12 protein-coding genes are annotated in these 11,668 nt (G+C 63.7%); 4 read left to right on the forward strand and 8 right to left on the reverse strand.

The genetic code is table 11. From position 1 onward, the window contains the following. Positions 1-40: 40 nt before the first annotated feature. The 3 genes from ASC59_RS08215 to ASC59_RS16975 all read left to right on the forward strand — a co-directional run bounded on the left by ASC59_RS08215 (position 41) and on the right by ASC59_RS16975 (position 1,793). The gene (locus ASC59_RS08215) at positions 41-487 is read left to right on the forward strand and encodes a DUF1990 family protein (protein WP_157488085.1); all 447 of its coding nucleotides are present in this window, start codon (positions 41-43) and stop codon (positions 485-487) included. A gap of 153 nt (positions 488-640) precedes the next feature. Further along, on the forward strand, positions 641-1,018 hold the full coding sequence (locus ASC59_RS08220) for a PH domain-containing protein (protein ID WP_055820669.1): 378 nt from the start codon (positions 641-643) through the stop codon (positions 1,016-1,018). 388 nt (positions 1,019-1,406) lie between these two features. Next, complete coding sequence (locus tag ASC59_RS16975; protein ID WP_200942353.1) at positions 1,407-1,793, forward strand: DUF7882 family protein; 387 nt, start codon at positions 1,407-1,409, stop codon at positions 1,791-1,793. Between the two features lie 172 nt (positions 1,794-1,965). On the opposite strand, the gene ASC59_RS08225 is transcribed toward ASC59_RS16975, so the two are convergent. From ASC59_RS08225 to ASC59_RS08260, 8 genes are all read right to left on the reverse strand, one after another. After that, positions 1,966-2,241 (reverse strand): hypothetical protein, encoded by a 276-nt coding sequence (locus ASC59_RS08225; protein ID WP_055820672.1) that lies wholly within the window; start codon positions 2,239-2,241, stop codon positions 1,966-1,968. A 184-nt stretch (positions 2,242-2,425) separates the two neighbouring features. After that, the gene (locus ASC59_RS08230) at positions 2,426-2,932 is read right to left on the reverse strand and encodes a hypothetical protein (RefSeq protein WP_157487962.1); all 507 of its coding nucleotides are present in this window, start codon (positions 2,930-2,932) and stop codon (positions 2,426-2,428) included. 129 nt (positions 2,933-3,061) lie between these two features. Continuing rightward, positions 3,062-3,307, reverse strand: a complete 246-nt coding sequence (locus tag ASC59_RS08235; protein WP_055820678.1) for a hypothetical protein — start codon at positions 3,305-3,307, stop codon at positions 3,062-3,064. Positions 3,308-3,696: 389 nt separating this feature from the next. Next, a complete protein-coding gene (locus ASC59_RS08240; protein ID WP_055820681.1) occupies positions 3,697-5,439 on the reverse strand; it encodes a family 43 glycosylhydrolase in 1,743 nt (580 codons plus the stop codon). Further along, positions 5,436-5,858, reverse strand: coding sequence for an alpha-L-rhamnosidase C-terminal domain-containing protein (locus ASC59_RS17790; RefSeq protein WP_235492627.1), 423 nt, complete (start codon positions 5,856-5,858; stop codon positions 5,436-5,438). The genes ASC59_RS08240 and ASC59_RS17790 overlap by 4 nt, the downstream gene beginning before the upstream one ends. 1,195 nt (positions 5,859-7,053) lie before the next feature. Continuing rightward, entirely contained in the window at positions 7,054-8,418 is a 1,365-nt protein-coding gene (locus ASC59_RS08250) for a sensor histidine kinase (RefSeq protein ID WP_055820687.1), read from the reverse strand. Further along, on the reverse strand, positions 8,415-9,095 hold the full coding sequence (locus tag ASC59_RS08255) for a response regulator transcription factor (protein ID WP_055820690.1): 681 nt from the start codon (positions 9,093-9,095) through the stop codon (positions 8,415-8,417). The genes ASC59_RS08250 and ASC59_RS08255 overlap by 4 nt, the downstream gene beginning before the upstream one ends. 54 nt (positions 9,096-9,149) lie before the next feature. Continuing rightward, entirely contained in the window at positions 9,150-9,965 is an 816-nt protein-coding gene (locus tag ASC59_RS08260; RefSeq protein ID WP_055820693.1) for a COG4705 family protein, read from the reverse strand. A gap of 390 nt (positions 9,966-10,355) precedes the next feature. Here ASC59_RS08260 and ASC59_RS08265 point away from each other — a divergent pair, with 390 nt between their 5' ends. Next, a complete protein-coding gene (locus ASC59_RS08265) occupies positions 10,356-11,666 on the forward strand; it encodes a glycosyltransferase family 39 protein (RefSeq protein WP_162243179.1) in 1,311 nt (436 codons plus the stop codon). The last annotated feature ends 2 nt before the right edge of the window (positions 11,667-11,668 follow it).

Consider the following 11,668-nt stretch of genomic DNA (forward strand, 5'->3'; position numbering starts at 1 on the left):
CTGGTGCCCAGTGACCGATCCACAGTCTCCGGCCTGGCGAGTGGATGGGTCGAGCCCATTTCGCCGCTCCGAGGTCTCGACCCGCATTGGTGGCGGCGATGAAGTCTGGGAACGCGCCTCTCACGACCTCCTCCGTTGGAAGGTGAAGACCCGGAGCGGGTTCAACGTCCCCGATGCGCAACTGGTCACGCCGGGCACCAAGCTCACCATCACTGCCCGGACGGTCGGCATCACTGTCCACGAACCCGTCGAAGTAGTCTCCGTCGTCACGACCGCAGCACGCATCGGATTCTCATACCGGACCCTTCCAGGCCATCCCGTAACCGGTGAGGAAGCCTTCATCCTCTACCGCGAGGGCGAGGACGTGTTCCTCACCATCCGATCTCTAACCTGCCCCGCCCCAGAACAGCCATGGCGAGCGCTCTACCCCCTACTTCGGATCGCTCAGCGATTTGCTCGACTGCGGTACCTCCGCGCCCTTCACTAACGCCTTCTCCCGTCTCGCGCGGGGATCCCTCAACGAAAGTCCGTCGCGACTACTTGCAAGCAGGGTCGTCAACGGGCGTCCGCGGATCAAGTCGGATACGCTGACCAAACCGCGCGACAAAGTAGTCGCGCCACACCTGCACGGGAGTGAAACATGGCTGAGACGGCAACGATCCTCGCTTGGACTCTGCGCAACGAGATTCCCGTTCCCGACGACATCGCTGCGCTTCTGGTGGAGGGCGAACAGGCCGTGACTTCCTTTCAGACCTTCCGCGACTCGGCTACCTTCACGACGAAGCGCCTAATCGTCCGCGACGCCCAGGGCATCACGGGCAAAAAGGTCGAGGTCTACTCCCTCCCGTACAGCTCGATCAACATGTGGTCTTCCGAGAACGCCGGCGGGATGCTCGACCGCGACGCCGAGATCGAGTTGTGGACCCGCGCTGGGCACATCAAAGTGAAGCTCGCCAAGGGCGCAGACATCCGCCGCATCGACGGCCTCATCGCCTGGGCCGTCCTGCAGTCACACTGACTCGACTCTGTGTCGCTCAAGGATCCGTGTTGAACAAGGCCGCCTCTAAGATTCGGCCGCGGGCTCGATAGACAGAGTGACGGAGTTCGCTGCGATGTGGAGCCACACCTGCTCGGACTATTAGGCGCCCTAGTTGTGCGGATGCGGCGGTGTCGGCTCCCGTACGCATACGCGTCGACGCGCACCGACCAACTGCCCACCGGTCGCGACAAGTCAGCGGAGGAGTTGTGGCGAGCCCGCCGAACCGGTTGGAGGTACGCGGCGACTGCTGCCGCAGAGGGATCCCTGACTGACGCCTTGGTCGAGACTCCGCGGGGCCCGACACTTTTCGGCGTACTGTCGAGGTACCCGAGCTCGTTCCCAGACCCTGAACGAAGGAAGGCCCATCATGGGCTATCTCAGCTACGACTCAATGTGCCGAACACGATTTGACGATCGAGTCCTCTTCCACCTGCAGATTGTCATCTCCACCAAGCTTCGACGGCGGGAGTCGTTCCACCTCAGCTGGACCCATTCGCCCGCCGAGGGAAGCGGACGAACCTCCATCTGGCTGAACCCCGCCATTCCCTTGATTTTCGAATTCGAACGCACTCGGCAGCAGGTGATCAATCCACGATGGCTCGAGGAGATGATGACCATCGCTGACACGGTCAACGGTCTGTGGCCCATCCCCGAGCCTGATTCCAATACACGGCCCGAGCAGCCTCCTCTTGCCGCCCAACTCACATCCGCACCAGGCCAGCTCACGACTACAACAGGCCAGCGCACAGGATGACAGCGCCACATACGAACAACACGATGAGAATCCATCCGGGGGTCCTCATTCGGCACGGCTACATGTCATCGGCTTTCTAGCGTCGGGTCAGGTGGAACATCCTGCCCGCAGAGTTGACCCGGTACGGGTATAAGCGGAAGACCGACTCTCGAGCCGTACCGGTGCCTGAGATCTACCAGGTTTCCAACCCGTCGAAGGACTCGTGCCACAGAATGGCCGACTCCGGAGCCGCGGAATCTTCGTCTTCCACTTGTGTCGTCTCGACCGCAAGGGTCATGCCAGGCGAAACGAGCACACTCACGGAGCGGGCGGGGCTTCGCACAAGCTCGACGAACCCACCGCCGGCACGCACCTGAGCCACGATCGCGTCCATCAGATCCGCTGCGTGCTCGGTGGCAGGAATGAAGTACTCCGCAATACCGATCTTGACCTTCGTTCGGAGCATCATGCCTCCCCATCCCGAAGGGCCAGTCTGTTCTGGCTGTGGCGCAACGCCAACACCCTTGACGGACGCGAGACCTCGCGATAACGCCAACACCGTCGGAACTAGTCGGCACCTCCGGTCGGCGGCTGACTTCGGTTGCATAAACGGAGCCCGAAAGCGCACCCCGACTGCACGCGGGTCGCGGACGTCAGCTTCGTGTCATGAACGCCAGCTCGACGACCCACCGTGTCTTTCGCTGCTCCGTGCGCGGGTCGGTCAGATAGATCTCGCATCGAGATGCGAAGGCTTCGCCCGTCGGATGCGGAGATGTGTCGAGCACCAGTCCTTGCTCGCGCACCCAGTCATGTAGGCGTCGGTTCGCCGCCATCGACTTCGCCCGGTACGCCAGCACCGCGTAGTCCCCGGCGGGGAGCGAACCTGCTTGCACTCGCCCGTCGCCGGTATTCGTCACTCCGGATGCCCCGACCTCGATGTCCATGAGGTCGGACATGTTCACGACGTGGAGCCGAAGGAAGAAGTGCCCAGCGGGTTCGACGCCATGGTCCGCGAGCCACCGGATCAGTTCGGCGAGCAATCTGTCCCGGTTGGCGAGCATCGTGCGGAAGGGGACGGTCTCTCGGATGCCGAGGGTCGGGACGTGTCCACGATGCTCCAATCGCGGCCCGCTCACGATATCCAGTTCGCCAGTGCTCACGTCAGTAGTGTGCCAGCTAACGCTGACGGGCCGCGCTACTCATCCGGTGCACGGAAGCGGGGCCCTCATCGGTGGTCCGTAAGCGGATCCGCTTCGGGAATTCCGGTCCGCAGTCAGTGTCGCGGGCCGCTAGCGGCCGTGGCCGTCAGAGCTCGCCGCGCGCAGCTCGGTCAGGTACTCGGCGTCGGCTGGATGTAGATAGAACGCCTCAGAGCGGTCGCCGTCGGGGGTTTCGATGCGCACCGGCACCCCTCCCGCCCCGACGACGGCGTCGAAAGCTTCGGTGGAAAGGGCTGAGCCGGGATTGCCGAGCAGCCAATTCTGCACGGTCCTCTCGCAGCGGGAGAACCAGTGTCGAGAGTCAGCGCCTGTCATGGAAGGAGTCTCCCGGCGTGAGGTGGCCAGTTGGTGAACAGCTTCCGCGTTAGTGCCGCAGCACACCCTCGAACAGGCCGGTTGCCGTTCCCCAGTACGTCGCACGCCCGTCATTTCGCGGACGTATCGTCGCCACAGTTCAGAGGAGGGCACGCATGACGTATGCAGAAGCGTTCGACGTGATCGACGCAGGTGAGGGCCGATGGTCGGTGCGACTACGGCAACCGCGGTGCCTGGTCGGCGAGGTGTGGCGAACCGGCGCGGGTTTCCTTCTCTGGGACTCGAACCAGCGCCAAGCGGGCACATTCCCGTCGATGACTGACGCACTTCGAACGCTGTGGAGTCTCGAACGTCAACAGGCAGTGTTGTAGCGTCTCCTTCCTCCGGATTCAGTTCGAGAGAACGGGCTGTCCGGTTGTGACGCCGCTCTCGTTGAAGCTGTCCACTGCGAACCAGTATGGGCGTCCCGCATTGAGGGAGCCGATCTCAAGGTCGGTCCGGTCGTAGACGAGCCAGCTGTGGTACAGCTTCTCCGGAGAGAGGCCGTACCGAACGTTGTATCCGACAGCACCGGGTGCCGCATCCCAGGTGAGTGACGCGGTGCGCGAGTCAGCTCGAGTGACGGCTGGTGTGACCGCGACGGGCTGGGTGCCTCCTCCGAGACCGAAGACGCGCACACCACTCACTGCGAGAGGGCCCTCGAACGGTATCTTGCCTGCTGTGACTCGGACGAACCGGGCACGGTGCGCTTCGGCGAGTTCGACAAAGGCGTGTGGTGCGTCTACACCAGCACCTGTGCTGTCGTGGACGACTGTCCATTCGTCTCCGTCGAGCGACAATTCGATGACGAGTTCTGTGGGCTGGGAGTCCGGAAAGACAGCTCGCTTGCCGAACGTCACCGTTGTGAGGTCACGGCGCTTGGGTGCAAGTCGGGAGAGCTCATGATCGGCCAGGTTGACCTGAAGCGCGTGGATGCTCATGGCAGAACCCAGGTCAATGCTCACCCACTCCCCTGGCTGATCCGTGCCTGCGACCCACCACGTACGCACGGACTCATCTGTGACGAGCTCCGCCTCGTGACCTGCAAGCGAGGAGGATGCCGTGGCCGATGCTTTATACGACAACAGCATCCAGCCCGGTGACGCTTCCGTCCATGGGTCGAAGGGACGATCCGGAACGCGCATGGGGAAGTCGGCGAAGTTCTGATTGCAGAAGAGCACACCCTCTTCGTCGAAGCCGGCCGGGAAGAGACCTATTCGTCGCTCGAAGGCCGCGTTGACCGAGATGCGCATGGTCGCCACGTGCCACCAGTTGCCATGCCGGTCCTGGAAGGTGCTCCCATGGCCGGCGCCGGTGATGAAGCCGCCGGGTTTCGATGAGAAGGGGCTGTTCTCGTCGTATTCGAATGGCCCGAGGGGGCCACTGCCGACGTAGTAGCCGTCGGCATAGGTGTTGAACTGGGTTCCGGGGCCGGCGTACTGCAGGTAGTACCGTTCGTTCACCCGGTTCATGTAGGCGCCCTCGATGAAGGGCGCGTCGCCGATGTAGGCGTCCATGATCTTGCCCCTGATCCCGCTCCTCACCTCGGCCACGTAGTCGTCCCCGGTTCGCTCCCACCCACGGGACCCTGTGTCCGCCGTGATCAGCGGTACCGGTTCGCCGAGCCGCTGCAGGGTGTGACGGTCGAGTTCCACTCCTGCGATCGGTTCCTTGTGCGAACAGCCCCAGTACAGGTAGAGCCGGCCGTCGTCATCCTGGAATGTGTCGAGGTCCCAGAAGGCGATGTCGCTCGGTGCGACCTCCTCGAAGTCGTCGGCCAGGGGGTCGACGCTGCGAAAGAAGCGGCCGTTGGTGCGACGGGATGCCGTGAACAAGAGCGCGCCGTCGACCTCTCGCACGTCCGGCGCGTAGTCGACAGCGGGAATCTTGTCGGTGGAGTGCAGAGTCCAATCGACGAGGTCTTCGGAGTGCCAGAACCCTCGAGTCATGGACGCGAACATGTAGTACCGGCCGTGGTAGTGGACAACGGTGGGGTCCGCGGCCTCGCGGTGCACGCTCCGACCACCGAACGGGGTCCGTACGTCCTGGTACCGGTAGGAAAGGTCGAGCGGGTTGCAGATGATTCGGCTCATGACTGCCCCCTCGCGGTCGGTGTCCCGTCGATCAAGCTACGTCGCTGGCGAGTTCGGCCTGGCGCAGCATCGACGGTCTCGCCACTCGGGAACACGACCGTCGCCCGCGACGCAGGCGGCACGAGAACCTCGATTTCGATGTCATCACCGTCGATGCGCCACGAAGCTTCGATCCGGCCTTGCGGGCCGTCGAACCAGCCTGTCGCGTTGGTCAGACCGGCGCCGATCACGGGGGCCACGACGAACTGCTCCCACGCGACACTGCTCGGCTCCTGCCGAAGGCCGAGGACGTGAGTATGAAGGAAGTTGGCTACAGCGCCTTTGCTGTAGTGGTTGAGGGACTCGCGTGCGGTTCCGTCCTCGGAAACGCCGTCCCAGTCCTCCCAGATCGTGGTCGCGCCACGATCGATCATGCCCATCCAGGAGGGCGTCGTGCGCTGGAGCAGCCCGAAAGCGCTCGGCTCTGCGCGATATATTGCATATGAAGCCCCAAGATCTTGAACGCGGGAAGCCCCAACCGCCACGACTCCTCCTTCACGAGTACCTTCGCAAACGGCGGCGGTTTGAACGTTCACGACTTCCGTGTCGACGTTCCCTCGGAACACACCTCGGGCCGACGCCGTCGGCTGGCTATACATTGCTTCGCCCGACCTGCTGCTCACGCATTCAGTTGCCGTCCGCAACCTGCGGGTCATTGAGGAAGCGCACAAGGGCACACACAACGGACGGCGCGACAGGCCATCAAGCATGCTGGTGCTCATCGCTGGCCCGTACGCCTCCGGAGCCGGTGCAAACACAGAACTGATACGCAAGCCGGTCCCTCTACGGACGTCCGCGAGCGGATCGGTTTGCGGGCCTCTGCGTGTCTGACGCCGGGACTGCCTGACGGCTCTCAGCTCACGAAGGGTCGTAGGAAGCGAACCGTTCACCAGCATCGCCCGTAACGTCGACGTGAAGGTGGAACGCATCGGTTGGTGTGATGAATGAGGTGAAAAGCTTGCGTCGGTAGTCGATCGTTGCGACTCCGTGGACAGTGGGGTGCTCACGGTGTGTGAGGCCCAAGGTGATCAGGGGTGTCGGATTTCTCCGCGCTTGAAACGCGCCACTCGTCCCCCGGCCGGTCCCAGACCGGGAGGGTTTTCGGGAACAACAATCTGAGTTCCAAGGGAACGTAGTCTGGCCGATCGGATCTCGGCCGCTCGGATCGTGTGCCGTTGCGCTCGCTGATGACAGCATTCACGTCTTTGGAGAGGGTGAAGTGCCCCAGCGAATATGTCCACACACCACTTCGACCATCCGCGGAGAAAGAGATCGAGCGCGTATCCCCACCCGCCTCGTGGGTGACCGTCCCACTGATGTGAGCTCGGGCATCGTCGTCGACGAGAACGCTGATCGCAGCGACGAGCGGGTCATTCATGAATCCTCCAAGACCAGCCGAGCTTGCTGAATTGAACCGTATCGAGCAACCGCGCGGGCCGGTGAAGGACAATGACCCCTGTTGTGGAACATGCCTCAGCGGCACCTGGAGCCGGTCGACCACCGCGACAGCACCGCCCGAAAGCCGATCCTCCTACGGGTGCTGCGGGATAACAGAGCCGGCGCTCTCGCCCGAAGCTAGCGGATGTCCGTCTGGCGAAGGGTGACGACGACTGTGAGACCTTCGCTCGGCCTGTTGTCGAGTCGTATGGTGCCGCCCGCGTTGTGGGCGACGGCTGCCACGATCGCGAGGCCGAGTCCTGAGCCGCCGCCTGACCCTCTGGACCTGTCCGCTCGGCTGAAGCGGTCGAACGCGGTGGGCTCGAAGGCCGGGTCGAGGCCCCCTCCGGTGTCGGTGACGGTGAGCACGAGGTCGGGGTCCTGCCAGAGGAGCGCGATGTCGATTCGGCCGTTGGTCTCGATGGCGCGCAGAGAGTTGTTGATGAGGTTGTCGACGACGCGGCCGAAGTCCTCGGCGTGTATGGCGAATTGTTGACCGTCAGCGTCCGAGTCGTTCAGGGGCGAATACGTGACTTCGATAGCGGCATCCGTGGCGCGGAACCGTCCGCGGTCGACCGCTTCCGCGACTTCTCGAGACAAGGCGATAGCTGTCGTCCGCCCGTCATGGCCGGTCGCTTCGATCTCCGACAGTTCGAGCAGCGATGTCACGAGTGTCGACAAGCGCATGACATTCCGTTGTGCCCCCTGCACGTCGGCCAGGAGCTGGTCGATGGAGGATGCTTCCGCGACGGCGACTTGGAGTTGCGTGTTGAGAAGGGCGAGCGGGGTCCGAAGTTCGTGACTGGCGTCGGAGACCAGTTGGCGTTCCCGTGCAGCGGAGGCGCGGAGGCGCTCGATGAGGTCGTTCAAGGTGCGTGCGAGCCGGGAGATCTCATCGTTCGCTTCGCTGACGGGCAGCAGTTCGGTGGTGGAGGAGTCGCTCAGGGTCTCGGCGCTGGCGCGCAGGCGGTTGACGGGTCCAAGTGAAAAGGAGGTGAGCAGCCATGCGGCGAGGGCGGTCCCGAGGGAGATCAGGGCGAGGCCGAAAACGAGCAGCAGTCGCATCTGCGTGAGGATGGTCGTCTCGGCATCTGCGTCGCGCGCGGCGATGACGGTCCACGTCGAGTCGCTGACCTGCACGGGAGTGGCGAGAACGATGTAGTCCGTCCCGCCGGCGGTGACGGTCGTCGTCTTGTCGAGCGTCGTAAGAGTCGGAACCATTGCCGACAAGTTGGCGGGGAGAGAGTCGACGGGAGTCGCTCCGTTTGGACTCACCACGGCCACCAGTTGCGATGGTCCCGGCGGATCGAATGACTCGGTCGGCTCGTTCTCGAGCGCGACGACGTAGGGTTCGCTGTCACTGCGGAGGACTGCGGTGGTTCCCTCTCGGACGATTCTCTCGATCTGTGTGTTGATGACGATGCCGGCGGCGATGGAGATGAGGATCGCGATGAGGAGGCTGCCGCCGGCGATGCGCGTGCGGATGCCGATGTTCTTGATCATGAGCTCGGGGTCGTGATCAGTTGGAAGCCGATTCCTCGGATCGTGACGATTCGCACGCCGGCGTTTGTGAGGTCGAGTTTCCGTCGGAGGTAGCTGACGTACTGGTCAACCACGTTCGAGTCGATGGTGGACGACGAGTCCCATACTTCTTCCAGGATCGTTGCGCGCGACCGGGTCTCGTTCGGTTTGCTGGCCAGGACCCGAAGAACGTCGAACTCGGTGCGGCTCATGGCGATGTCGTTCTCCTCAACCCGGACCCTGTGGCGATGCAGGTCGATGACCAGGTTGCCGACATCGATCCGGGCTGGAGCGTGGAGGGCGTCCCGTCGCCGTACGGCACGGATGCGGGCAGACAGTTCGGCGAGGTCGAAGGGTTTCACCATGTAGTCATCGGCGCCGGAGTCCAGCCCGCGGACCCGATCGTCGACTGCTTGCCGGGCTGTGAGGAGGATGACGGCGATGGTCGGGTCGAACTCCTTCAGTCGACGACTGAGCTCGAATCCGGACATGCCCGGCAGCATGAGATCCACGACGGCAACGTCGAACTGGCCGCTTCGGGCGGCCCCCATGGCCGCGATGCCGTCGTGCGCCTGCGTCACGTGGTGCCCATCAGCTGCCAGCCCGCGGGCGAGCAGTTCGGTCATCTCCACTTCGTCGTCGACGACGAGGATGCGCATCCGTCGGCCTCTCTCAAGCGGTGTTCCCACATCCTAGAACCCGCTCGGTCTCGGTCAGACTGCCACCAGTTCCAGGTGCCTCGCCTTCAACTGGCGGCGTTGACGGCTGATGCTGATCGACATGTAGATCACGAGGGCGATGATGACAGTCAGGAAGACGACGCTCGTCACCGTGGTTCCGAGTCCCATGCCGCCGTCGGAGACGGGCTGAGAGGCGAGGTCACCGAGTGAGGCACCGAGAGGGCGGGTGAGGATGTACGCCATCCAGAAGCACACGACGGCGTTGGCGTTGAACACGAAGTACGCCAAGGCGACCGCGGCGATGACCGTTGCGAACAGAATTGCGGCAACGAGGTAGCCGAGACCCAAAGCTTCGGAAACGAGGTCACCGGCTGCGGTGCCGAGCGCGAAGGTGAACAGGATCGCCAGCCAGTAGAACGCTTCGCGACGACGGGTGACGATCGAGTGGATGGAGAGGGTGCGCTCCTTCGCGTACCACGCGACGAAGGTGACCGACAGAAGCACGGAGAAGACGAGAGTCGATGCCCACAGTGGAACTCCGGCGGCGTCGGTCAGGTTGTCGGTGATAAGGGTCCCGACGACGCTGATGAGAACGACGGTGATCCAGTAAACGGCGGGCACGTAACGGCGGGTCCAGAATTGCACCCCCAGGGCGATGAGGAAGACGATGCCGGTGACGACGGATGTGGCCGTGAGGCCGAACCCGAGGGTGTCGTTGAGGTAATCGGCCGCCGTCTCGCCCACTGTGGTGGAGAAGACCTTGATGACCCAGAACGCCAAGGTGATCTGAGGGACCTTGCTGAGTAGCAGGTCGCTGATTCGCGTTGATTCATCGATTGTGGATGTCATGCGAACACCGTTTCGGCCCTCGCTGAGCGGATGCTGACGGGGACGCTCCCGTTCCTGAGCGACCTCACACGATCGGCCCGTTTCACCGGTTGCGTGTACAAGCTCACAGAGATCTCGGCTGCAGGAACACGTCTCACCCAGCCACTGATCCCACGCTGGAGTCATCCGGATGAAGGGATCAGGGCCACCATGACGAGCACGCTCACTCTCCCTCCTGTCATCACCAGCACTGCGCACATCTCGACCCCTGCCCGGAGACGGTTCGCCGCGCCGGCGGTCGGTGTCCTGGCTGGTTTGATCGCGGCCGTCGGTTCCGGCACGCCGTCGTATTGGGGGGATGAAGCAGCGAGCGTGCTCTCCGCTGGCCGGAGCCTGCCGAGCCTGTTCCATATGCTCGATCACGTCGATGCGGTTCACGCCGCGTACTACTTGTTCCTGCATTTCTGGATGAGCGTCGTAGGCACTTCTGAGGCGGCCGTCCGTTTTCCCAGCGCGATCGCGGTCGGCTTCGCTGCCGCCGGAACGCTCACGCTCGGGCGCCAGTTGTTCGGGCTCCGGCTCGGCATCGTCGCAGGGCTCGTGTTCGCCATCCTGCCGCAGGTGACACGGATGGGCGCCGAGGCGCGGTCGTACGCGTTCGCGATCGCTGCGGCCGTCTGGCTGACGGTCTGGCTGGTGTCGCTGGTTCGCCACGGCGAGGTCCGTCGGCGTGCGTGGCTGCTCTATGGGGTTGCAGCAGCGGCGGCGACCTACCTGTTCCTGTACCTCGTGTTGCTCGTCGCCGTTCACATCACGGTTGTGGTCGCGTTTCATGCCAGCCGGACAGTCGTGCGACGGTGGGCGGAGGCGATGACGGTCGCGGCCGTGTGTGCTGCTCCGATCCTGTACGCCGGACTATCGCAGCGTGGACAGATCAAGTTCCTGGCCCATCGTGACTACGCCACCGCTTGGTCCGTCCTCGTCGGCCAGTGGTTCAGCACTCCGCTCTTCGCTGCACTCGCTTGGGCGCTTATCGCCGTGGGTGCGCTCACCGCTGTTGGCCGATCGCGGCGCTCCCACCTCCCCTCCGTGATCGTGGTCCTGGTCTGGTTCGCCGTGCCGACGATGCTGCTGCTCGCTGGGAATGCCTGGGTGTCACCCATGTACAACCTGCGCTACCTGGCCTTCTGCACCCCCGCAGTGGCCCTCCTCCTCGCTCTCGGCCTCGACGGGATCGGATCGCCCATCCGCAGTCACCAGTGGCGACGCGTTGCCCTCGTCATCGGCTTGGTTGCTCTGCTGGCGGCGGCCTCCCCGCGCTACATCGCTCAGCGCGGGCCGTTCGCCAAGGACGGCGGGAGCGATCTCCGGCAGACAGCAGACGTCGTCGCCGCCCACGCATCCGTCGGCGGAGCGATCGTGTTCGACTCCTCCGGAAAGCCATCCCGGAAACCACGCCTGGCACTCGACCTCTACCCGCAGAGCTTCACCGGACTCACCGATGTCGCACTGGTGAAGGGCTATGTCGACCGACCTGCGTTATGGGATCAGGTAGCCCCCACCGATTCGATCTCGGCCTTGATCCTCCCGCACGACACCGTTTGGGTCGTCGAGAGCGGTCAGGACCGTGCCGAAATCGACGCTGTACGCGGACTGGGGTACCGCATCGAGAAGTCGTTTCCCGTCCACCGCACCACCGTCTATGAACTGTCCAAGGAGTGACC

The organism is Leifsonia sp. Root1293, assembly GCF_001425325.1.
Taxonomy (GTDB): domain Bacteria; phylum Actinomycetota; class Actinomycetes; order Actinomycetales; family Microbacteriaceae; genus Orlajensenia.